This window comes from Pectobacterium jejuense (assembly GCF_026800125.1).
GTDB lineage: Bacteria > Pseudomonadota > Gammaproteobacteria > Enterobacterales > Enterobacteriaceae > Pectobacterium > Pectobacterium jejuense.
Window position 1 is genome coordinate 198,108 of sequence record NZ_JAPQKX010000005.1, and the last position, 22,175, is coordinate 220,282.

The following is a 22,175-nucleotide window of genomic DNA, read 5'->3' on the forward strand; positions in this document are numbered from 1 at the left end:
ATGGAAACTGGCCGATTAACGAGTCTCAATGAGCGTTTCTGAAAACTCAGCTAATCTTGTCAGACCATATTCCCAGGGACCAAATCCCGCTTCTGCATTAATGTGCCCCGCCTCACCGACATCAACCAGTTCACTGTCCCACGCATGCGCCCAATATTGGGCGCGAGTGAAGCTCATCAGCGGATCGTTATGACTGGCAAATGTCAGCGTCGGAACCGACAGCGGTGTAGCCTGGATGCGATCGTCAATCTCAAAGCGCATCGGCTCAGCAGGAGCCACCAGCATCACGCCGGCGATCCCTTCCTGACCCTGCTGCACAACATGACAGGAAGCCAGTGCGCCAAAGCTGTGGCCGATCAGAATCACGGGCTGTGTACAGACGCTAAGCTCACGGCGGATCGCCAACACCCAACGATCCAGATCGGCCTGATACCATTCCCGCTGGCGTATACGGTGCCAGTGAGGGAAACGCCGTTCCCAATGGCTTTGCCAGTGTTCGTCATCGCTGTCCCGCAATCCCGGCACCAGCACCATCGTTAGCTGCTGGCTCACTTCCGTTAGCCGCCGCTCGATTTCTGTTGTCTGCATCCGCCCTTAACACTCCTGTCAGTTACCCGGCCCCTTCTGTCTGGTATATCAGCCACCGGTTACTTTAACAATCTGGCCTTGCAGCTTTTTCCTTTGATTTTGCCTTTCTGAAGCTGCTGCAACGCGCGCTTAGCGCTAGCTTTACGGATAGCGACATAAGCATGCATCGGGAACATATCAATTTTCCCCACTTCCTCTGCCGTTAATCCTGCATCACCGGTTAACGCCCCGAGGATATCGCCGGGACGGATTTTGGCTTTTCTGCCACCATCAATGCACAGCGTCATCATCTCAGGTTCAAGCGCAACCTCACCACTGCGACCAACCTCATCCGCTGATGTCCATGTAATTCGCATACCGAGATAGTCTTCAATCAGATTAGCGCGGTTCATTTCCTGGGGTGTACACAGGCTGACTGCCAGACCTTTCGTCCCCGCGCGGCCCGTTCTGCCAATGCGGTGAACGTGGACTTCAGGGTCGAAAGCCAGCTCAAAATTCACCACCAGCTCCAGCTCTTTGATATCGAGGCCGCGAGCGGCAACATCGGTTGCCACCAGCACACGGCAGCTGCGGTTAGCAAAACGCACCAGAACCTGATCGCGATCGCGCTGTTCCAGATCGCCATGCAGCGCGGATACGCTAATCCCGCGCATGTCCAGCGCGTCAAATACACTCTGGCAGTCACGCTTTGTGTTACAGAACACCACGCAGGACGCAGGCTGATAATGGCCCAAAATGGCAATCAACAGCGGCAGGCGCTGATCTTTTGTCGTCTCATAGAAACGTTGTTCAATAGCCGACTCTTCTACATCATCTGCGATCTCAAAACGCTGTGGCTGACGCTGAACGCGCGCGCTGATCTGTTCGATCTCTTCTGGATACGTAGCGGAAAATAACAGGGTTTGACGATCGGACGGCGTGTAGGAAATCACATCATCAATGGCGTCAGTGAAGCCCATATCCAGCATGCGATCCGCTTCATCCAGCACCAGTACCTTCAGGCTATCCAGAGACAGCGACTGCTTGCGTAAATGGTCCTGAATACGTCCCGGCGTCCCGACAACAATGTGCGGTGCGTGAACCAGCGAATCGAGCTGCTGCCCCATCGGCTGACCACCGCACAGTGTCAGAATCTTAATGTTTTGTGCAAAACGAGCCAGGCGGCGCAGCTCTTTGCTGACCTGATCGGCCAGTTCGCGCGTCGGGCACAGCACCAGCGCCTGCGTGGTAAAGTCGCTCACGACGATACGATCCAGCAGCCCAATGCCGAATGCCGCCGTTTTACCGCTACCGGTTTTCGCCTTGGCCCGCACGTCTGCGCCGCTCAGAACGGCTGGCAGCGTCGCCGCCTGAACGGGTGTCATGTCGGTATAGCCCAGTTCATTAAGATTGGATAACTGCTCTGCGGGCAGCGCGAGGGAAGAAAAAGAGGTTGTACTCACAGTGATTACTCTACCAAGGACGAGATAACGAAAGGTGACGCCGTGCTAAAAGCGGCGCAGATATGCCGCAATCATAGCAGAGTTCGCCATCGTTGACCGATTTACCTCCTGTTCTGCGACTAAAACCGCGAGGCAAATCCTTTGTTCACCAGAAAGCCTTGTCCTTCCGGTGATAAAAGGTAGTTTGCTAGCAGCCGCGCCTCACGTCGGGCCGGCTTCATGACAGCCAGCATGTATTCGGCATCAATACGATAGGGATCGGGTAAATGGACCACATGCAGATCAGGTTGATTGAGCAATAACGGCAGATAGCTGGCATAGCCAATGTGCATATCACTCTGTCCAGTCCGAATCAGATAACTTCCCGCCGTCATGCCAGCAGGAATGGCATGATCGAGCCCGCCGCCCACCAGCGGTTTCGCTCTGTCGCGCAACTGATTTCCCCAGCCTCGATGCAGACGTTCGATGCGATCAAAGAGCTCAAACGCATAATCCCCACCGGGATCGCTGCCGGGCGTTGAGGTTGAAAGCACAAAACGTGGATCAAGGAGCGCCATCAGCCAGGATTGCGTGGTGAGTTCCGGTACGTTGCGCATCACAATACAAAGGTGGTTGCGCGTAAACACGCTGGTTTCTTCCGCCAGCCCCAGCGCTTTCAAGCGTAAAGGATGCGCACAGTTTGCCGAGGCGAAAATATCCACCGCGTCTCCGTGCACCACTTTTTCACTCAGTAGCCCAGCCGGGCCAAAAGTCGGTATCACGTCTACCGCATAGCGTTCGCTGAACGTCGCCAACAACGGAGCAAATGCGAGGCGCAGGCTGCCCGCTGCATACAGGCGAAGGGGATCGATCATGGTGACTCCGTCATGGTCAATATCGGTATCAGCGTATAATACGGCTGTGGCGCGATGTCCACGCACACCCGTCGCATCGGAATACCATACAGCTGCGACAGGTTATCCTCCGTCACAACCTCATCACAGCGGCCATAAAGATAGTGTTGATTGCCCATCAGCAGCAGCGCCCGATCGGCAATGGCCAGCGCATGCGAGGGATCGTGCGTGGTTAGCAGGATGCTCAGGCACTGCGTTTTAGCCAGATGCGTCAATAACCGCAGCACCTGCACCTGATTTTGCACATCAAGTGCCGCCGTCGGCTCGTCCAGAATCAGCGTCTGACACTCCGAGGCTAACGCACGCGCGATTAAGACAAGTTGCCGCTGCCCGCCGGACAACGCGCTAAACTCACACTCGGCAAGGGAGGCGATTCCCAGCATAGTTAGCGCATTCTGAGCTACGGTGATGTCATGCGCAGAAGGCATGGCAAACAGCCGAACACGTGCCGCACGCCCCATCAGCACCATATCCAGAACGCTATAAGAAAACGGCGGTGTGAATATCTGCGGCACAAAGCCAATGTGTCCATCGCGCTGGATCGTCCCAGAAAGCGGCGATAAATGCCCCATCAGCGTATTCAGCAGCGTCGTTTTCCCTCTGCCATTCGCGCCCAGAATCGCCGTAATTTCCCCTTCCTGACAGCACAGATTCAGCGGTGAAAAAAAGCCCTGCCCCTGTTGGTAGCCATATACCAGTTCTTCTGTCGATAACCTGATGGCTGGCATGCTAACGTCCTCGACTCTGCCGCTGTGTTTTATACAGCAGCACGGCAAAAAGTGGCGCACCAAGTATCGCCGTCAGAATGCCCAACGGAATTTCCGCTTCACTGAGATTACGCGCCAGATCGTCCACCAGCACTATAAATCCGCCTCCCAGCCACAGCGACACCGGCAGCAGGCGACGATGATCGGCACCCACCAGCATGCGTGCAACATGAGGAATTACCAGCCCAATCCAACCAATACTCCCGCTGACTGCCACCTGCGCGGCGACTATCGCGGCACATAAGCTCAAAATCAGCCAGCGCAAGGGCTGCACGGCGACACCCAGCGCACGCGCATCCTGCTCGCCCATCGACAACACGTTGATGTGCCAACGCAGCCGCAGCAGCAGTCCACCTGCAAGGGCTAACGGCACCGCCATGGTCATCAGCGAGTTCCAGTGTGCAGTGGCAAAGCTGCCTAACAGCCAGAAAACGATGCTCGGCAACTTCTCTTCGGTATCAGCCAGATATTGCATCAGGCTGACCAGCGCGCCAAAAAATCCGCTGAGGATGACGCCCGCCAGAATCAGGATTAGCACGTTCTGCCTGCCGAATGCAGCGGCCATCATGAAAATTAGCAAGAGCGCCAGCATGCCGAACGTAAACGCAGACAGCAACAAAAGCAGCGGCGTCCAGCTTAATAGAATCGCCAGCGTGCCACCGAAGGCCGCGCCAGCAGACACGCCGATGATATGCGGATCGACCAGCGGGTTACGGAAAACGCCTTGCAGTGTTGCCCCACTCAGCGCCAGCGCCGCGCCCGCACACCAGGCTAATAACACGCGGGGTAAGCGCACGCTCCACACCACTTGCCGTTCGATATCCCCAAGAAGCGAGTTGTTGCCAGACAGCGGCTCAACAAGGATCTGGACAATGCGCCACGGGGATAAGCTAAAGCGCCCTATCCCCAGTGAGCACACGGCAATCAACAGCGTGGACACCACCACCGTGAGCAGCGTGATCCGGTAGGTGCGATAACTCATTGCGCCGCAGAAGCGTCCGCACGGTAATCCATACGATAGAAGCGTTGGTAATACGCATCGGCGGCTTTTTGCATATCGATATCGGCAAAGCGCTCAGGGTACAGCTTTTTCGCCATCCACAGTTCACCAATCGCTAACGCTTCCGGCATCGGGTAACCCCAGGCTTTGGCGTATTCCGGCATCAGATATACACGATGCTGTTTCACCGCTTCAATCGCCTGCCAGGCCGGATCGTTAACGATCTGCTTCACCACATCTGGGTAGCGATCCTGCACGAAAATTACCTCTGGATTCCAGGCCAACACATTTTCAATCGACACCTGCTTGAAGCCTTTTATCGATGCCGCCGCCACATTCAGCGCCCCTGCATGCGACATCATCAGGCCGGTATATTTCCCTGAGCCGTAGGTGGTCAGGTCTGGGTTAGCCATATACACGCGGATTCGTTTCTCTTCTGGGATCGACTCCAGGCGTGCACTCACGTTTTGCCGCTGCGTAAACGTATAGTCGATCAGCGCTTCCGCCTGTTTCTGACGCTCAACGACGTCACCAATCAGCCGAATCCCTGCCTTAAGCCCTTCGTTATACGCCGTGTTTTCATCACCCATCGTAGGATTGATTTTGTCGGCTTCTCCCGGCTGATCCTGACGCAGTGAGATCGCCACAACGGGAATACCCGTTCGCTCAATCTGCGCAATCATTTCCGGCGGCGCATAGTTAGCGACAAAGACCACCTGCGGCGACAGCTTTAGCAGGCTTTCAATATTGACCTGCGTGAGATCGCCCGGCATTGGTAAATCCGCCAGACGCGGAGCCAGCCGCACATAATGCTCGCCCATCTGTTTCTTCCAACTGGACAGCACACCCACGACGCTCTCTTGTGCATCCAACTGCACCAGAAGATTTAAGGTTTGATGCTGCAACACCACCACGCGATTAACGTGGTCGGGAATCGTTACGTTGCGCCCGAGTTGGTCGGTCACCTGACGCGCCGCCCAAGCGTTGGAAAACACCAAAAACAGCCCGGCAACCCACAGCGTGTAGCCAAATTTCTTTATCATGTTGGTATCCTGATTTTCGCTATATATAAAATAATACAGCGATAGCGACAAAGAAAATACTGATCTCGCTCATAATAATATTTGGATACCAACTTTGGGGTAGATCAGCCCGGACTGGGTTTTCTGCTAAATAACCAGCGGCGATTTATTCTTCAAAGTATTAGTCAGATAAACTGAATTATTACGTTAAAAAAATGATATTTATTCTCACTATTAATCGCGTAGAGTGCTTCTATTACTGATCTATAGAACCTTGCTGTGCAGGACGAATATGCTAAATATTTGTCTGAATATAAGGATAAATACCCTATGAAGAAGATTGGCTTTTTATCATTCGGCCACTGGGCCCCGTCGCCGCAGTCTGGTACACGTTCCGCCGCTGATGCACTACTGCAATCTATCGATCTTGCCGTTGCCGCTGAAGAGTTGGGTGCTGACGGCGCCTATTTCCGGGTGCACCACTTTGCCCGCCAGCTGGGTTCGCCTTTCCCACTGCTGTCCGCGATTGGGGCGAAAACCAAAAACATTGAGATTGGCACTGGTGTCATCGACATGCGCTACGAAAACCCGCTGTACATGGCTGAAAACGCCAGCGCCGCCGATCTGATCGCTGGCGGGCGCTTGCAGCTCGGCATCAGCCGTGGCTCTCCAGAACAGGTGACCGATGGCTGGCGCTACTTTGGCTACCAGCCGGCAGAAGGGGAATCAGAAGCAGACATGGCACGGCGTCATACCGAAGTGCTGTTGGATGTGCTGCGTGGCGAGGGTTTTGCAAAACCGAATCCACAGCCTATGTTCCCGAACCCACCCGGCCTTTTGCGTCTGGAGCCTTATTCTGATGGGTTACGCGAACGAATCTGGTGGGGTGCCGGATCGAATGCCACGGCAGTATGGGCAGCGAAGCTGGGCATGAATCTGCAAAGCTCCACGTTAAAGGATGATGAAACGGGCGAACCTTTTCATATCCAGCAGGCCCAGCAAATTCGTGCCTATCGGGCCGCCTGGGCTGAGGCTGGGCATACGCGCACGCCACGTGTCTCGGTCAGCCGTAGTATTTTTGCATTGATGGATCACCGCGATCGCGCCTATTTCGGCGGAAGCAGTAACGATAGCGACAAGGTGGGCTTCCTGGATGAAAACACACGCGCGATTTTCGGCCGCAGCTATGCCGCCGAGCCGGACGCACTCATCCAACAGTTAAAACAGGATGAAGCGATTGCCGAAGCGGATACGCTATTGCTCACGGTGCCGAACCAGCTAGGCGTGGATTACAATGCGCATGTGATCGAATCGATCCTGAAATATGTTGCCCCCGCGATGGGGTGGCGAGCGTAGTCCTGTAGCCTAACGTATTCAAGCCTATCCAATAGGCGTCAAACCAACGATAACACCATCAAAAATCGGGAAGATTGAGGAGCTATTTTCACTCGAATCCTCCCGGTTTTCCCAGTCCCTGAAACGGTTCAACGCTTTTTAATGCTATTTTGAAAATATAGTTTCTGGACCTCTTGAATTCCCCCCCTCACTCGGCGTAGATTTAGCGCCGATCCCGTCATAACTGGTGTGACTCTGGTGATGACAACGGGAAAGATTACCCTTCGGTGACACCACCGGCAGCGTAATTATTTCCTTCCATAATAAAACGCACAATCGGGATCGTTGCTGGCGTGGTTTCTGCTGGAGAATAAATCGGTGAAGTATTTTTTTATGGGTATCTCATTCTGTTTAGTCGTTTGGGTGAGTACCTTTATGCTGATGGTAGAATAACCTGTCATTTGCCCGGCAAAGATTTATTCATTGAAGGGCACACACAGATAAAGATAAAAAAGGCTGATGGTATTTATACCCTCAGCCTATTTTTATGCCTGCCGATCTATGTTTAATCGACGATTGTTCAGCCGATGATTCGGCATTGCCTTTGTTATTCTCTACAGATTCAATCCATTCATTATCACGCCGAACACGCCGCCCATTGCCAGCCAGGGGCCAAAAGCCAGCGGTTTAGCCGTATCCTCTTTACGCAATCCGCGCCAGACGAGAGTAACGACCAACCCGCTCAACGCCGCCACCAGAACCAGATTCGGCAATGCCTGCCAGCCCAGCCAGGCACCCAGCGCAGCCAGCAACTTAAAATCACCGTACCCCAGCGCCTCTTTGCCCGTGGCGTATTTGAAGATCCAATAAAGTAGCCACAGGGATAAATAACCGGCCATCGCGCCGACAACGGCATCATTCAATGGCACAAAGGTCTCCGACAGATTAAACAACAGCCCCATCCACAGAAGCGACAGCGTAAGTACATCCGGCAGCAGCAGCGTTTTGATATCAATCACGGTTAGCACCAACAGGAAGGACAGCAGAATCAACGCGCCCCACAGCGCCATACCGGGTAGCCAGAGTAAACCTGCCGTCAGAAAAGCCAGCATGGTGATGACTTCCACTAACGGATATTGCACAGACACCGATTGATGACAGCAGCGGGAGCGGCCACGCAACCACAGCCAGCTGAATAGCGGGATGTTATCCTTCACCGCAATAGCCTGCTGGCAGTGCGGGCAAGACGAAGGCGGCCACCACAGGTTGTAGCGCGTATCAGGATCGGAATCGGCCATGCCCGTTTCAAGCTCGATGTCCTGCCGCCAGCGACGCTCCAGCATAATCGGCAAGCGGTAAATCACCACGTTCAGAAAACTGCCAACAATCAATCCCAACACGCCCAGCGCACCAAACCACCACGCCGGAAACAGCTGTGCAAATTCCCTTAAATCGTCCACGTTAGTCCCTGATTGTTGATAAAGAAACGGTATGAATGAGCAGTTTATTTCTGCGCCCGACGGCACAAAAATAACAACGCTTACCTCTATTAATTACAGCAAGCGCCCCTGAAAATTCAGCGTCCTGGCACCCTGTTCATCGGCTTTACCGGTGGTTGCCAGCAGCTTTTTCATCGTCGCGGGTAAGTCATTTCCGCTGCTCAGCCGCCCCGTAAAACGATATTCGCCTTTCGGGGTGACGCTGCCTTTGCCAGACAATTGCAGATGTGAGGAGGTCTGCCGCAGGTTCGCTTCTAGCGCACCTTGCTGGCAGCGTAACGTGGCCTGAGGCGTCGCAAGCACCAGTCCGCCCAGCGGCGTTTTAACCCGCGCCCCCGGCCAGGTTACGTTGGCATCCAGCGACTGGCAGCCTGAACGGTCGACCGTCGCCTCTTGCAGATGGAGCTGCACGTTGCCTTCAGCCCCGATGGGCACGATAAAACGCAGATGGCTGAATAAATAGCCCGCTGGCACAGAAAGCTGCCATTGATAAAACTGCGGCTGCTGCCAGCCGCGAATGATCCCGCGGCCTGCAATGCCTTCCGGGTTTTTAAACGCAATCTCCAGCGCGGGCATAAAACCCGAGAAGGTGAGGTTCCAGTGCACATCGTCTAACGTTAGCGTGCGCCAACTAAACCGTTGCAGGTTCCCCTGCCACAGCGTTCCGGCAGCCTCTGCAACCACCATGCCAGCCGGCAAAGGCACGGCGGTGAGCAAGCGGGCAGGCGCATAGCTTGCCAGGAACAGCCCGTAGGCCAGAACCATAGCAATACCTGCGCCGATGACGGATTTAAGCTTCATCCGCCCGTTCCAGCATCAGTCTGGTGACATCCACCATTCCGGGGCTTTGCTCGACGGCATTCACATCCAGCGATAACACTTTTACGCCATTTTTCTGTTCCAGTTCGCCAAGCCAACGCAGCAGACTATTAAAATCACTCTGCCCCAGCGTCACCGATGCCTGATTGCCCTGCGGCTGCAAACGTACGACGCTTAGTCCGTAACGCTTGGTGCTTTGTGAAATCAAAATCGGCAGACTGACGTCGCGCTGACTATTGTCTCCCTCCGCCTGATTTCCCTGCGGAATCAGTGAGGCCTGTTTCTGCATCCAGTTGACGGTCTGCTGCTCACGGGAAATCGTACGCTCCCACAGATCTTCCCGCTCCTGCCACGGCAGGAGGATAGCGTAATACACCAGACAGAGCAGAAGTACCGCCGCGCACACGACCATAAGCTGACGTTCACGCGGGCTCATCGCCTGCCAGCGTTGCCGTAATTCATTCATTGCTGGCTCCTTAACGTTAAGCGGCCTTCAACCCGATCATTTTCCTGCCGCATATCTCCCGCCTGTACCTGATAATAAGCGGCAGCCTGCTGCTGAAACTGCTCGAGTTCCTGATATGACGTGCCCTGCAACGCCAGCCGGAATTCACCCGCAGCACCATCGTAAGACAGCGACTGAATTTTGATCGCGCTATTCTGTGTCATGAGCTGCTGTAAGGGGTTCAATTGATCCAGCAGCGCTTTCCCTGTGCCTCCGGCGGCCGTACGTTGCAGGTGCTGCTGCATCTGCGCGCGCGGGTTAACGACATTCGTCTCGGAAGGGAAAATCTGCCGATAGACACGCACGCTTTCCTGTCGCCAATGTTCAGACTGTTGATAAAGTTGGTAATGCGCCCAGCCAGCATCCGCCACGACCAGCATAAGGTAACAGGCAAACGCGATCCCGACGCCGCGCCACGGCAGCAGGGTGTGTTGCCAGGCTTTCTCCGGCGCATAGTCGCCTTGTCGCAGATCGACCGAGGCAGGTAAGTGCGCCGTTGCCGCCAGTGTGAAGAGATCCGTTTCCGGCTGCGCCTTCCACTCGCCTTCTTCCTGCCATTCATACTGCGACAGCTCACCGCAGACCGATGCCGCGCTGTAGCTGTATATTGCCGGCAGCGGCATAGACGCTTTCAGCAGGTCGCTGCACCAGGAGGACTCCGCCGCCATGGCATGGCCCGTCGGCTGGCGAAACAGCCACATGTCATCATGCTGCAACGCGCTCCAGCCATCCTGATGTTTCGGCAATACGCGGGCGTCAGGCAATAATGTATCGACGCTGAGGTTCAGCGCATCGCACTGTGCCAGCCAACGCTGCATCCGGTTTTTTTCCACCACGGCAACCGTGCCGTCATCGCCATGAATTTCCAGCACAGCAAAATGCAGCTTTTCAATTTCCGTCGCTAGCTGGTCTTCCAGCATAAACGGCACGACCTGCGTCAGCTGACGCCGAGCCTGTCGGGGCAGCGTCAGGGTATAAAACGTGACATCAGTGGCCGGAACCAGAACGCGGGTAAATGCCACAGACGGATAGGCCGACAGCGCCTGACGAACCTGTTCGACGCCACCGCGCCCCTGACTCAGTAAACTTTCTCCATTAGATGAACGCACCTGCCATTCGATCTCTCCCAGCTCTTCTACCGGAAGACGAACAATGAGGCACGGATGTCGAGCGACCGTTCCTCGATTTAATGGGGCTTTTGCGGCTTTTTTCTTCCATTTTCCCGCTATTTTCATGGATTCACCGTCCTATATCCTCCATATTGCCGCTGCACGACCTGTACCTTTTGTCCACTCAGATGAAGCAAGCTACGTTGATGAAAATCGCTGTCGCCGACACGCACCTGAAGTTTTACAAAGAACCATTCACTTTTTACTACCAGCACTCGCTGCGCGGTATTTTTACTATTCGGGGGCAATAATCCGGTTTGTTGCAGAACCTCAATGCTTGCCCACCCCATACGTGGCCGCTGCTGCACCAGCGCTTTTGCCTGCGACATCGTCATTTCGTTCAGGAACACGGCAGATAACAGCGGGGCATCAAATTCGGTTAGCGTGTTGATATTAATGGACATCGCATCCACTGGCAGCGCACAGACATAGGGCAACAGCCGACGATAGAGATCGCTATCAACGCCATACACTGAGCGTAATTCACTGATTTCACTCATTCTCTGATTCGCGGTACGATAAGGCACTGGCAACGCAGCATAGACCTCGTCTTCTGCGCCGTTCGCCGATGGATAGTTATCCGCATCAATCCAGTCACGCACCGCGGCGGTAATTTTTTCTGCACGATCCGTTTCCTCGCCCAGATTTTTCAACAGCAAACGAAAAACCTGTGCCGGATAAGGCGTCTTCACCAGCGTGCTTTCATTATCCACGCCTTGATTGATCGCATTCACATTAAAGCAGGTACGCGCATCGCTAATCTGGCCCGTGATCTCGCCACCATCCACGGGGAAACGCAGTCCTGGCTGCGACCAGTTCTGCCCAGCAAACGTGCGCCCTGGCATATTCCGCGCATCACGCTGCAATATCTGCCCGCTCAGCGTTTCCGCACCTAATGCGTACCATTTCGCCTGCTGACGGCTCAAATGACTTTCGGTACGCAAAAATGCTTTACCTGTGCGTTCCGTAATCACCGCAGCAATCGTCACCATTAATGCAAGAATCAGGAGCACTACTAGCAGTGCCGCGCCGCGCTGACGCGACCTCATTTAACCGGCCCAGTGGTAATCAAGAACATACGCGACATTTCTCCGTAATCCCTTAAGGTCAGCACCACTTCAATCCCTTGTGGCAATTGCGTACTGTTGTCCCAGCGATCGCGCCAGGTTTTATTGCTGAAAAAGCGCAGGCGGAAGCCGTCGACCTGGGTGAGAAGCGGTTTTACGCCGGGATCGAGCCCTTCAATCGGGTCAGGAGTCACATGCGTTAACCGTTCCAGCGTGTGTTCCCGCAGTCGATAGGCCACAGGCTGAAGTTCAGAGCGCGGCAGAATGCCAAACGGGTTCTGCCAGCCATTACGCATAAAGCTGACGCCCCAGTCATCACTTTTTAGCTGATCGCGACCGGCGTAAAACATCGAGGTACTTCCTCTGCTGCCGCGTGCGATCATCTGGGAGAAATCGTTGTCCATTTGTGAAAATGCGCGCTGTATTTCGGCCAGACGCTCGGCTTTACGCTGCGAAATTTCATCATTACGCATCACGCCGTTCAGCACCTGAAACGCGCTGAGGCTCAGCGCGGCAAAAATAGCGATCGCCAGAATCATCTCTAGGAGCGTAAACCCCTGCTGGCGTTTCTGTCGCGAGGGCTCTCGCCCCCGTCTTGTTTGGCTACACATCCTTGTTTTACTAAACATTATTGCTTCACCACATAGGTGCGCAGGGAAGCATCGGCGGCAAAGGCGTCTTTATTACGTCGCACTTCCACATCCAACGCTTTGGTCTGAGGATCACCGGTCTCTACGCCCTGCCAGCGCCAATGCCAGCGCAGCCCCGCAAACTGCGTCTCGCCTCTCACCCACGACGCTTCCGGCCAGCGCTGTTCCAGCCGCAGTTGAACCTGCTGGTTTTCCGCCACCCAGCCTGCAAACGTCTTCTCTTCCAGCCGGCTCAGGCTGCTTGCCTGTCTGGCTGTCGTTTGCAAAACGGCAATGCCTGCCAGCGCAAAAACGCTCAGCGCGACCAGCACCTCTACCAGCGTCATCCCTTTCTGTCGTCTCATCGTTTCTTACCCTGACTCATCGACGTCACAAATAGTCCGGTGTTATCCACCTGGAGCCAATTCGAGAGCGCTTTGTCTTTAGACTTAACGAGCAGACGGAAAGGCGTGATTTCGCCACCGGGCAAAATCAGGATATCGGGATCGTCGCCGCTCTGCGTTTTATCCACTTTTTTCCCGTCGGCTTGCAGTAACTCAAGCCGTAATGCCTCGGGCAACGACGCCGATGCGCTCACCCGATGCGGTTGCCACGGCTGCCACTTGTAGCCCTGCCAGCGATCGCTGCTTGGAATCGGCGTCCCTTCCGATGCTGTGGGTCGCTGGAGTTGATAAAACTGCCAGCGATCGGGATGGATACGGACACCCAGCATGTATTCATTAATCTGACTGCTTTCAGCGGCAAATTCTAACTGCGCCTGAAAACGAGCCAGCTGCCAGGCGCTGTCATTCTGGCGCTCGGGAGGAAACGCCATGACGACCATGCTAGCCGCAATGCCAGCCAGTAATACAACCAGCATCATTTCCAGCAGGGTGAATCCCTGCTGCTTCCTCGTTGACCGCTTCATTGCGCTTTTGTCGTCCTTTTCCCGCCGCCATCGATAGCAACTACCCACAACCCATTTGCAACAGTCACCAATAAACACTGGCATAATTATTTGAGGTTGCCGACAAAGTCCGTATGGCGGTAGTAACGGATAGATCGTAAAGACGCTGTAAATACGTCCCTGTACGCTCGGCTTGCGCCATCCATGGCGCAAACGCTTTACTCTTCTATTCCGTTACTACCGTTCTCGTTCAATAAATAGGTTTGTCAACAATCTGCAACAAAGACCGACGTCTTTATTTCTTATCAAGATTCCAGTTGCCGATGTCATCTTCCGTTCCCGGCATGCCATCTGGCCCCAGAGAGAAGATATCGAGCTTGCCGTGCTGACCAGGGTTCAGCAGTTGATAGTCCGTGCCCCATGGATCCTGCGGCAGGCGGCGAATATAGCCATCGGCTGGGTAGTTACGCGGTTCCGGCTGTACCGTCGGCTTCGTTACCAGCGCCTTCAGCCCCTGCTCTGTGGACGGATAGCGGTTGTTATCCAGCTTGTACATATCGAGTGCGCTTTCCAGAGAGACAATATCGCTGACGGCTTTTTGCCGATCCGCCTTTTCCTTATTCCCCATCAGATTGGGCACCACCAGACTCGCCAGTACGCCGAGAATGACGATAACCACCATAATCTCCAACAGGGTAAAACCACGCTGACGATAACCGCTCTGACCATAACTATTTTGTCCACAACCACGCTGAGACTGTTGCATCCTTACTTTTCCTCATTCAATTGTTGGTTCTCTTACGAACTCATTAACGTATTCAGTTGCAGAATCGGTTGTAAAATCGCGAGTACGATAAACAACACCACCGCCGCCATGCTGACCACCAGCAGAGGCTCAAATAGCCCCAACGCCAGCGTCATCTGCGAACTGAATTCCCGATCCTGATTATCCGCCGCCCGCTCCAGCATGCTGTCCAGCTCGCCGCTGCGTTCACCGCTGGCGATCATATGGCGCATCATCGGGGGAAAGAGCGCCGTCTGTTCCAGCGCTTTGTGCAGGCTGACGCCTTCTCGTACCGCATCCGTCGCCAGAGAGAGCCGATGGCGGGCATAGTCATTGCTCATGACATCGCCGCTAATGCGCATCGCCTGTAATAGCGGCACCGCACTGGCGTTAAGAATACTGAGCGTCCGCGCGTAGCGTGCCGTATTTAAGCCACGCGCGATGCGGCCGATCAGCGGTAAATGCAGCAGGCGCCGATGAAAACTGACGCGCCGCTTTTCCTGCCGCAGCATCACGCGGAACGCCATAAACCCAGCCAGCAATGCCAACAGCATCCACGGCCCAAACGTGCGCACGACATCGCTCATCCCCATCAATACGCGGGTTGAAAGCGGCAGCGCCTGCTTCATATGAATAAATTGCTCGACGACTTTCGGCACCACGACGGACAGCAAAATACTGACCACAGCAATCGCGACCACGGTTAACACGCATGGGTAGATCATCGCCTGCTGGATGCGGCTGCGCATCTGCTGGCGCTGTTCGGTGTAGTCCGCTAATCGGTTCAACACGGCATCAAGGTGACCGGATGTCTCGCCTGCGGCGACCATCGCGCAATACAGCCGTTCAAAGCTGCTGGGGAAGCATTTCATCGCATCGGCCAGCGAGTGACCTTCCATGACTTTGCTGCGCACCGCCGCCATCAACTGGCTCAGCTGTGGCTTTTCGCTCTGTTTCGCCACTGCATCCAGCGCTTCTTCCAGCGGCAACGACGCTGCCACCAGCGTGGCTAACTGGCGAGTCAGTAGCGCCAAATCTGAGGTGCTGATCCGAATTTTTCGACGTAGGGAGAAGCCTGTAGAACCGGATTTCTGCTGGTCGCCTCGGTTTTCATCAACCGACAGCGGCACCAGCCCGCGCTCCCGCAATAGCTGACGCGCCTGTCTGGCAGAGTCGGCCTCCTGAGCGCCACGGCATTTTTTCCCCTGCGCATCCAGCGCCTGATAGTGGTACTGTGCCATATCATTCCTCTTTGGTTACGCGGATCACTTCTTCCCAGGTCGTGAGCCCCGCCAGTACCTTATCCAACCCGTCCTGACGGATGGTGGTTCGACTTCCCCCCAGAATCTGCGCAATCGCCATTTCACCGTCACTGCGGTGGATCGCGGCACGGACGTCGTCATTAATCAGTACCAGCTCATGAATACCGATACGTCCCCGGTAGCCGGTAAAGCTACACTGCGGACAGCCAACGGGATTATGCAGCAGCGTACCGGGCGCGATCCCCATCTGTTCAGCCTGAACCGGATCGACCGGCTGTGGCTGGCTACAGTCAGAGCACAGCGTCCTGACCAGACGCTGCGCGAGTACGCCCAGCAGAGAGGTTGACAGCAGGAAAGGCTCGACGCCCATATCCTGCAAACGGGACAGTGCGCCCAGCGCACTATTGGTATGCAGTGTGGATAACACGAGGTGACCGGTCAGCGAGGCCTGCACGGCAATCTGCGCCGTTTCACCATCACGAATTTCCCCCACCAACACGACGTCCGGGTCCTGACGCAGAATGGCACGCAGCCCGCGGGCAAACGTCATATCGACCTTGGTATTGACCTGCGTTTGCCCGATGCCTTCCAGTTCATACTCGATGGGATCTTCCACCGTCATGATGTTACGTTCCGAGGCATTCAGGCGGCTGAGCGCGGCGTAAAGCGTGGTACTTTTCCCCGACCCTGTCGGACCGGTGACCAGAATAATGCCATGAGGACGATGGATCAGGCTGTCCAGCAGTTGTCGATTGCGTTCCGACATGCCCAGCAGTTCAAGATCGAGCTTAACGCTGTTTTTATCCAGCAAGCGCAGCACAACGCGCTCACCGTAGTTCGACGGCAGCGTAGAGACACGAACGTCAATCGCTCGTCCCCCCACTCGCAGCGCCATACGTCCATCCTGCGGAATACGCTTTTCCGCAATATCCAGCTTTGCCATGACCTTGATACGCGACACCAGCAGCGAAGCCAGCTTACGCTGTGGACGCAAAATTTCACGCAATACGCCGTCAACACGGAAGCGGATCAGCAAATAGCGCTCATAGGTTTCGATATGAATATCTGACGCTTTATTCTTAATCGCTTCGGTCAACATGGCGTTGATGAGGCGGATAATCGGCGCGTCATCGTCGGCATCGAGCAAATCGTCGCTGTCTGGCAATTCCTCCACCAGCGTATAAAAGTCCATCTCATTGCCGATGTCTTCCATCAGACGGCGTGCCTCTTCCGAGTCGCGCTGATAGCTAATGACTAATTGCCGTTCAAATTCGTCTTCCGTAACGCGTTCAATCCTAAGCGAACAGCCCGCAATCCGACGCGCCTCCAGCAAGGCAGAGGGCGGCGTTTGCGCGACGCAAATTGTCTGTAGGCTCGCATCATTTTCCCTCTGCAACAGCAGAATTTGCTGCGATCGCGCATAGGCAAAAGGCAGTATCGGGCGTAATTCTATTATCTGGGAGGCAACGTCACTCATTTCCCGCCCGCCGGATAAAACGCCACAATCGAGGACTGAACCTGACGGAACGTGTAGGCGTTTCCGCCTTCCGGCAAGCGCAGCAAGTCGTTACTCAAAAGCCCCCCTTCACTGCCGTTCACGTCCCGCTGCTTCTCCTCTTCCGCATTGAACGAGTGATACTTACTGGCAGAGGCGCTCTGGTATTGGCTGCGATCGCGAATAATAGAAGGACGGATAAACAGCATCAGGTTACGCTTTTTCGTTTCCGTGCTGTTGGAACGGAACAAATACCCCAGCACGGGAATATCGCCCAACAGGGGCACTTTACTCGCAGACTCATTGGTGCTTTTATCCAGCAAGCCGCCCACCACCACGGTTTCGCCACTGCTGACCAGTACCGCGTTATTAACGGTACGCGTATTGAATGTTGCCCCCAGGTCGGTGCTGCTGCTGGAGGCCGCATCTGCCACGCTGGAAACTTCCTGTTCGATTTCCAGCAGAACGGAGTCACCTTCGTTAATTTGGGGCTTCACTTTCAGTTTGATACCAACCGTTTTACGTTCCACCGTTTGGAAAACGTTGTCGCCGGATGTCGTCTGCGAACCGGCTAATACCGGCACTTCCTGACCGACGTTAAACGTCGCTTCCATATTGTCCAGCGTCACGATACTGGGCGTCGCCAGAATATCGTTCTTGCTGTTTTTGGACAGCGCCGTCAGCAACATGCTCCAGTTGCCCTGATAGAAACCGGCGGCAATCCCGTTAAAACCGCCCAGTGCCGTTGTCGCTGCAGTGCCAAGCGTTCCATCACGTCGAAACTGGTCCGCCCCAGCCATCATTGTCGTGATCGGTAATCCCGTATTCGTGAATTGCGTTACGCCGGCATTTTTATTCGCCCACTGCACGCCCAAATTCATTCCATCAGCATCCTGCACTTCCGCGATAATCGCTTCAACCAAGACCTGCGGACGGCGGATATCCAGCTGTGCAATCACCTGTTCCAGATCGCGCATGATGTCCGGTGCGGCATTCACAATCAGGGAGTTGGTTTGCTCGTGTGCCTTAATCGAAATGTCTTTGCGCAGCGCGGGCAACGCATTTTGCTGATCGGTTTGGATGCTGTCGCCGACACCGGTGAGCACTTCGACCAGATCGGTAGCCTTGGCGTATTTGAGGTAGATAACCTTGGTGTTGCCCTGTACCGCCTGCTGGCGATCGAGCTGCTTGATCATATCAATCACGCGCTGGCGTGAATTCGGCTCGCCGCGCACCAGCACTGAGTTGGTTCGTTCGTCAGCCACCACGTTGGCGGTCAACATGCCGGGCAAAGCGGATTTCTCATCCATCTTGTTCAGCTCATTCACCATCTTCACCACTTCCGTTGAGGAAGCGTAAGACAGCGGTATGCTGGTCACATTCCGATCGCCCGTCTGATCAACGCGTTCGACAATCGTCATCAACCGCTGGATCACCCCCGCGCGACCGGTCATCAGCAGCACGTTCGACGGTTCGTAATGCACTACGCTCCCGGCACCGGCGTTGTCATTCAACTGGCGCAGCAGCGGAGCCAAATCACGCGCGGCGACGTTGTTGACGGGCACGACGCGCGTCACCACTTCATCGCCAATGCCCGGCTGTTCATCCGTGGCCAGCGGCATAGACGTCGATTTCGCATCCTTCGAGCGAATGATTTTCAGGACGTTGTTATCCATCGGAATCACGGTGAACCCATAGACATCCAGCACGCTCAGGAAGAACTGGTAATACTGTTCTTCATTCATCATGTCATAGCTGCGTACGGTAATCGTTCCGCTGACCGACGGATCGATAATGACCGTCTTATTCAGATTCTTACTGACGGTATTAATAAACTCCTGAATATCGGTGCCTTTAAAACTGGCGGAGAATTCGGCGCTCCACGCCAATGATGATGCTATCAGCAAAACACTCCCGCTGAGCAACAACATGCCCTTGCGGCGTAAATGACCAAGCCACTGGTTTTTATTCTTCGAAAAAACCTGACGCTTAAAAAATCCCTGTCCCTTGCTAAACAAATTAGTGGTCTCCATCCAGTGCCAGATATATATCCTGCTGTTGACCATCACGTTCGACGGTCAAATTAAATTTGCTCATCCCGGCCAACTGCGCCATCGCCTGCTGTGCCTGATCCGCATCGCGTAAATCCATGCCGTTTAATGACACGGCGAGATCGTTATCCTGCAAGCCTGCGCGGTAGAAAAGATCGGGATTTTTGCCGGGGTTTAACTGATATCCTTTCAGTACTTCTTCTTCCGTGACGGGAGAAATGGTCAGGTAGTCCTGCGCCGAGAAGGGATCTTTTTGTATCTCGTCTTTCACCTGGTTAAATGCGCCAGACGACGACGGTGCGTCAGTAGCCTTTTCTTCCTGATACAAATGCAGCGCCTCGTAGCGCCCCTGATACTGGAGCACGACACGATCGGCAGAGATAGTCACAATTTTGGCTTCATAGCCCGGAATGGCATCGCCGACGTTGCGACTGTATTGCTGACTATCTTTAGCGATAATGGCAATCGAACGCTTGGCGTCTCCACTCGCCAACACCCCAGTCAGGCTGATATTTAACGAGGTTAGCGGAATATCGCCGGATAATGCGGCGTCGTTAACCGCAGACGCATCTGCATCGGGGGCCTGGCCGAATAAGGTAAAATCCCCCGGCGTTGCGGGTTTTTCTTTCGCCTGGGCAGGCGCGACCGACACGCCAGCAATGCGTGAGTCTTCAGGGAGGAGAAAGCGCCAGGTCAATACGGCCAACTGCTGGCAAATCAGCAGCAAAATCAGCCCCAACGCGATACGCCGGATCAGCGGAGCGGGCAGTGACCGAAAAGTGGCAACCAACGAATGAAAAGACGGATCTTTAAAAGCTTGCAATCGTGCCATAGGTAATCATCCATAATACTCCCCACGCCGATTAGCGTGGGGAAAATGCCTTATTCCGTTGCGGCTTCCCGGGTGATGGTCTCATCACCACTGGTCGTCAGCGCGGCATCATTATTTACACGGTCTTCGAGCCTGATATTTTCAATATGACCGAAATTCCAGGCTCCCGGTACATTCTCAAAAATGACATTTTTAAATTCACTGTTCTTCAGGAACGTAATGTCCGTCGCTTTTACATTTTTGAATTTTACATTCTCAAAATGCAAGCCTTGGTGATAGGCATCACGTCCAAAAGAGAACTTATACGCATCAGCCATTTCAGCCACGGTCATACCATCGACCATGATACTGTTTTTCTTCGCTGTCCCATCAACCGTGACGTTGGAAACGGTCACATCACGGAACTGCGCGGGTTCAGCGGCAGGCTGGGTATCGTTCACGTCCGCTTTATATTTAATCGTGAACACAAACGGCTCGTTGACAATATCACGCATCGCGTTATTACGGAATACCACGTCACGCGAGCCACCACCATAATAGGGTCGGCTCTTCATGCGCAGGCCAACATCCGTCTTATTCATTACGTTATCTTCAGCAACAATTTTTTCAATCCAGGCACCGGTATGGCTACCCGTAACCACCGCACCATGCCCACGGCGGAAGTAGTTATTGAAGATCCAGGCACCGCTCTGCGCTTTTTGCCCCAACGTTGCCACTTCGGCACCGTATCCCGCGGCAAAGTTTACGCTGTCATCCCCCGTGTCAAAAAAGTTATTGAATACCATGACGTTCTGGCTGTTGCCGAATTCGATACCATCCGCATTATTCGCGTCATACGTCGTGTGTACCAGCGCATTCATCGCCACATTTTCGGATTCCAGCACCATCACACCGTGGAAAGCCGGGTTCAGAATCGTCAGCCCTTCCAGGTACATGTTGCTCACGCCACGCAACGTCATCAGGCTGGAGCGTCGGTTTTTGTACGCCTCATCCAGTAACATTCCTTCAGCAACGGCTTTTGCCGTTTGGTCTTTTGCCAGAATACCGTCACTGCCAACATTAGCGGCTTTGCTCGCACGGTAGAGCGGCAATTCATTATTTAATTCATCAATTTCAGTAATGTTTGTATCGCTGGCTTTAATGCCACGCGTCCAGCCGTTGCCATCAATGGTGCCCTGCCCGACGATACGAATATTTTTAAAGGTGCCAGCATGACTGCTGCCCTGATCGTCCGCTTCCAGTACGTTAATCAGAGAAGGCGGACGCTTCGGCAATTTAGGTGAACTGTAAGGGTAGAGATAGTAGCCGCGGGCGAGCGGGTAATCGTCACCGTTTGCCGATCCCAGCAATGTGGCGCCTTTCGCGACTTCAAACGTCATATCGCTGTGCAGGAACAGCGCGCCGGTTTTAAACGTTCCCCCTTCGACGACGACCTTACATCCTTTCGGATACGCGGCTGGCGTACAGTCATCAATCGCCTTCTGAATCGCCACCGTATCGTTGGTTAAGCCATCCCCTTTCGCACCATAGTTGGTCACATTCAGTGAAGCTGGCGTCGCCGTCGTTTTCTGCACGACGGTTTCACTATCAACGGATTCTTTGCCGTCGTCATAAAGCGCACGCACCGTGAAGCGGTATTCCGTTTCCGGTGACAGATTAGCCACCTTGAAATTATGGAAGCTGACGCGGACATGCCAGTTATCGGTATCAATCGAATTGTAGAAGTTATCGATATAAGGCTTGGCTGGCGAATGGGTGTTCTGGTTATCAATGATTCCGCCCAGCAAGGTTCCATTCATGTAGACACGGTAATCCTTAATACCAGCGGCAGGTTTGGTCGGTTTTTCCCAGGCAAGTACCACGCTGCGGTCATCATAAGCCAACGTCGGCACTTTAAGATTTTGTGGCGCGGCGGAACGATCAACACCGACATCCGGCGTTGAGTCACTATCGCTGCATCCGGCAATCAGGCCGCTCAGGACCAATGTTGCACAGAGCGTAAGACGGGTACGAGGTAAAAAGTCAGTCATAGCATTTCCTGTATTTTTACTATTATTTTGCCCGATGTATTTCGCCCTACGGCAGGTTAGTTGCCATAGAGCGAAACCT

At 54.2% G+C, this 22,175-nt stretch carries 22 protein-coding genes; 2 read left to right on the top strand and 20 right to left on the bottom strand.

Annotated elements, in window-relative coordinates:
* Window positions 1-15: 15 nt before the first annotated feature.
* The 6 genes from NXT09_RS11310 to NXT09_RS11335 form a co-directional block, all read right to left on the bottom strand.
* Entirely contained in the window at window positions 16-588 is a 573-nt protein-coding gene (locus NXT09_RS11310; RefSeq protein ID WP_205549968.1) for an alpha/beta hydrolase, read from the bottom strand.
* A 59-nt stretch (window positions 589-647) separates the two neighbouring features.
* A complete protein-coding gene (gene dbpA / locus NXT09_RS11315) occupies window positions 648-2,030 on the bottom strand; it encodes an ATP-dependent RNA helicase DbpA (RefSeq protein ID WP_268579725.1) in 1,383 nt (460 codons plus the stop codon).
* 119 nt (window positions 2,031-2,149) lie between these two features.
* On the bottom strand, window positions 2,150-2,884 hold the full coding sequence (locus tag NXT09_RS11320; protein WP_268579726.1) for a molybdate ABC transporter substrate-binding protein: 735 nt from the start codon (window positions 2,882-2,884) through the stop codon (window positions 2,150-2,152).
* Window positions 2,881-3,651, bottom strand: a complete 771-nt coding sequence (locus NXT09_RS11325; RefSeq protein WP_268579727.1) for an ABC transporter ATP-binding protein — start codon at window positions 3,649-3,651, stop codon at window positions 2,881-2,883. The genes NXT09_RS11320 and NXT09_RS11325 overlap by 4 nt, the downstream gene beginning before the upstream one ends.
* 1 nt (window position 3,652) lies before the next feature.
* A complete protein-coding gene (locus NXT09_RS11330) occupies window positions 3,653-4,672 on the bottom strand; it encodes a FecCD family ABC transporter permease (RefSeq protein WP_268579728.1) in 1,020 nt (339 codons plus the stop codon).
* A complete protein-coding gene (locus tag NXT09_RS11335) occupies window positions 4,669-5,733 on the bottom strand; it encodes an ABC transporter substrate-binding protein (protein ID WP_268579729.1) in 1,065 nt (354 codons plus the stop codon). The genes NXT09_RS11330 and NXT09_RS11335 overlap by 4 nt, the downstream gene beginning before the upstream one ends.
* A 309-nt stretch (window positions 5,734-6,042) precedes the next feature.
* On the opposite strand from NXT09_RS11335, the gene NXT09_RS11340 reads away from it, so the two are divergent.
* Window positions 6,043-7,068: an LLM class flavin-dependent oxidoreductase gene (locus NXT09_RS11340; protein WP_268579730.1), complete on the top strand. Its 1,026-nt coding sequence runs from the start codon at window positions 6,043-6,045 to the stop codon at window positions 7,066-7,068.
* A 357-nt stretch (window positions 7,069-7,425) separates the two neighbouring features.
* Window positions 7,426-7,500 (top strand): membrane protein YpdK, encoded by a 75-nt coding sequence (gene ypdK / locus NXT09_RS22575; protein ID WP_099606229.1) that lies wholly within the window; start codon window positions 7,426-7,428, stop codon window positions 7,498-7,500.
* A gap of 161 nt (window positions 7,501-7,661) precedes the next feature.
* Here the strand turns inward: ypdK and NXT09_RS11350 are convergent, their stop codons facing one another.
* The 14 genes from NXT09_RS11350 to NXT09_RS11415 form a co-directional block, all read right to left on the bottom strand.
* On the bottom strand, window positions 7,662-8,507 hold the full coding sequence (locus NXT09_RS11350) for a prepilin peptidase (RefSeq protein WP_268579731.1): 846 nt from the start codon (window positions 8,505-8,507) through the stop codon (window positions 7,662-7,664).
* A gap of 93 nt (window positions 8,508-8,600) precedes the next feature.
* Window positions 8,601-9,347, bottom strand: coding sequence for a type II secretion system protein N (locus tag NXT09_RS11355; RefSeq protein WP_268579732.1), 747 nt, complete (start codon window positions 9,345-9,347; stop codon window positions 8,601-8,603).
* Entirely contained in the window at window positions 9,337-9,831 is a 495-nt protein-coding gene (locus tag NXT09_RS11360) for a type II secretion system protein M (RefSeq protein ID WP_268579733.1), read from the bottom strand. Before NXT09_RS11360 ends, NXT09_RS11355 begins: the two co-directional genes overlap by 11 nt.
* A complete protein-coding gene (gene gspL / locus NXT09_RS11365) occupies window positions 9,828-11,105 on the bottom strand; it encodes a type II secretion system protein GspL (RefSeq protein WP_268579734.1) in 1,278 nt (425 codons plus the stop codon). The genes NXT09_RS11360 and gspL overlap by 4 nt, the downstream gene beginning before the upstream one ends.
* Window positions 11,102-12,088, bottom strand: a complete 987-nt coding sequence (gspK, locus tag NXT09_RS11370; RefSeq protein ID WP_268579735.1) for a type II secretion system minor pseudopilin GspK — start codon at window positions 12,086-12,088, stop codon at window positions 11,102-11,104. The genes gspL and gspK overlap by 4 nt, the downstream gene beginning before the upstream one ends.
* Window positions 12,085-12,735: a type II secretion system minor pseudopilin GspJ gene (gspJ, locus tag NXT09_RS11375; RefSeq protein WP_268579736.1), complete on the bottom strand. Its 651-nt coding sequence runs from the start codon at window positions 12,733-12,735 to the stop codon at window positions 12,085-12,087. Before gspJ ends, gspK begins: the two co-directional genes overlap by 4 nt.
* Window positions 12,735-13,100 carry a type II secretion system minor pseudopilin GspI gene (gspI, locus tag NXT09_RS11380; RefSeq protein WP_039284733.1) on the bottom strand — a complete coding sequence of 122 codons (366 nt, stop codon included), beginning with the start codon at window positions 13,098-13,100 and terminating at the stop codon, window positions 12,735-12,737. Before gspI ends, gspJ begins: the two co-directional genes overlap by 1 nt.
* Window positions 13,097-13,663: a type II secretion system minor pseudopilin GspH gene (gene gspH / locus NXT09_RS11385; RefSeq protein ID WP_268579737.1), complete on the bottom strand. Its 567-nt coding sequence runs from the start codon at window positions 13,661-13,663 to the stop codon at window positions 13,097-13,099. Before gspH ends, gspI begins: the two co-directional genes overlap by 4 nt.
* A 274-nt stretch (window positions 13,664-13,937) precedes the next feature.
* Window positions 13,938-14,408: a type II secretion system major pseudopilin GspG gene (gene gspG, locus NXT09_RS11390; RefSeq protein ID WP_048329249.1), complete on the bottom strand. Its 471-nt coding sequence runs from the start codon at window positions 14,406-14,408 to the stop codon at window positions 13,938-13,940.
* Window positions 14,409-14,440: 32 nt separating this feature from the next.
* Complete coding sequence (gene gspF, locus NXT09_RS11395) at window positions 14,441-15,667, bottom strand: type II secretion system inner membrane protein GspF (protein WP_268579738.1); 1,227 nt, start codon at window positions 15,665-15,667, stop codon at window positions 14,441-14,443.
* Window position 15,668: 1 nt separating this feature from the next.
* A complete protein-coding gene (gspE, locus tag NXT09_RS11400) occupies window positions 15,669-17,165 on the bottom strand; it encodes a type II secretion system ATPase GspE (protein WP_205549992.1) in 1,497 nt (498 codons plus the stop codon).
* Window positions 17,162-19,114 carry a type II secretion system secretin GspD gene (gspD, locus tag NXT09_RS11405; protein ID WP_268579834.1) on the bottom strand — a complete coding sequence of 651 codons (1,953 nt, stop codon included), beginning with the start codon at window positions 19,112-19,114 and terminating at the stop codon, window positions 17,162-17,164. The genes gspE and gspD overlap by 4 nt, the downstream gene beginning before the upstream one ends.
* 88 nt (window positions 19,115-19,202) lie before the next feature.
* Window positions 19,203-20,066 carry a type II secretion system protein GspC gene (gene gspC / locus NXT09_RS11410; protein ID WP_268579739.1) on the bottom strand — a complete coding sequence of 288 codons (864 nt, stop codon included), beginning with the start codon at window positions 20,064-20,066 and terminating at the stop codon, window positions 19,203-19,205.
* Between the two features lie 50 nt (window positions 20,067-20,116).
* On the bottom strand, window positions 20,117-22,096 hold the full coding sequence (locus NXT09_RS11415) for a glycosyl hydrolase family 28 protein (RefSeq protein ID WP_268579740.1): 1,980 nt from the start codon (window positions 22,094-22,096) through the stop codon (window positions 20,117-20,119).
* Between the last annotated feature and the right edge of the window lie 79 nt (window positions 22,097-22,175).

Bases quoted from the DNA above. Each gene is read 5' to 3' on its own strand.
- NXT09_RS11310 (WP_205549968.1), bottom strand. From the start codon at position 588: ATGCAGACAACAGAAATCGAGCGGCGGCTAACGGAAGTGAGCCAGCAG.
- NXT09_RS11320 (WP_268579726.1), bottom strand. From the start codon at position 2,884: ATGATCGATCCCCTTCGCCTGTATGCAGCGGGCAGCCTGCGCCTCGCA.
- NXT09_RS11325 (WP_268579727.1), bottom strand. From the start codon at position 3,651: ATGCCAGCCATCAGGTTATCGACAGAAGAACTGGTATATGGCTACCAA.
- NXT09_RS11330 (WP_268579728.1), bottom strand. From the start codon at position 4,672: ATGAGTTATCGCACCTACCGGATCACGCTGCTCACGGTGGTGGTGTCC.
- NXT09_RS11335 (WP_268579729.1), bottom strand. From the start codon at position 5,733: ATGATAAAGAAATTTGGCTACACGCTGTGGGTTGCCGGGCTGTTTTTG.
- NXT09_RS11340 (WP_268579730.1), top strand. From the start codon at position 6,043: ATGAAGAAGATTGGCTTTTTATCATTCGGCCACTGGGCCCCGTCGCCG.
- NXT09_RS11355 (WP_268579732.1), bottom strand. From the start codon at position 9,347: ATGAAGCTTAAATCCGTCATCGGCGCAGGTATTGCTATGGTTCTGGCC.
- NXT09_RS11360 (WP_268579733.1), bottom strand. From the start codon at position 9,831: ATGAATGAATTACGGCAACGCTGGCAGGCGATGAGCCCGCGTGAACGT.
- gspL (WP_268579734.1), bottom strand. From the start codon at position 11,105: ATGAAAATAGCGGGAAAATGGAAGAAAAAAGCCGCAAAAGCCCCATTA.
- gspK (WP_268579735.1), bottom strand. From the start codon at position 12,088: ATGAGGTCGCGTCAGCGCGGCGCGGCACTGCTAGTAGTGCTCCTGATT.
- gspJ (WP_268579736.1), bottom strand. From the start codon at position 12,735: ATGTTTAGTAAAACAAGGATGTGTAGCCAAACAAGACGGGGGCGAGAG.
- gspI (WP_039284733.1), bottom strand. From the start codon at position 13,100: ATGAGACGACAGAAAGGGATGACGCTGGTAGAGGTGCTGGTCGCGCTG.
- gspH (WP_268579737.1), bottom strand. From the start codon at position 13,663: ATGAAGCGGTCAACGAGGAAGCAGCAGGGATTCACCCTGCTGGAAATG.
- gspG (WP_048329249.1), bottom strand. From the start codon at position 14,408: ATGCAACAGTCTCAGCGTGGTTGTGGACAAAATAGTTATGGTCAGAGC.
- gspF (WP_268579738.1), bottom strand. From the start codon at position 15,667: ATGGCACAGTACCACTATCAGGCGCTGGATGCGCAGGGGAAAAAATGC.
- gspE (WP_205549992.1), bottom strand. From the start codon at position 17,165: ATGAGTGACGTTGCCTCCCAGATAATAGAATTACGCCCGATACTGCCT.
- gspD (WP_268579834.1), bottom strand. From the start codon at position 19,114: ATGTTGTTGCTCAGCGGGAGTGTTTTGCTGATAGCATCATCATTGGCG.
- gspC (WP_268579739.1), bottom strand. From the start codon at position 20,066: ATGGCACGATTGCAAGCTTTTAAAGATCCGTCTTTTCATTCGTTGGTT.
- NXT09_RS11415 (WP_268579740.1), bottom strand. From the start codon at position 22,096: ATGACTGACTTTTTACCTCGTACCCGTCTTACGCTCTGTGCAACATTG.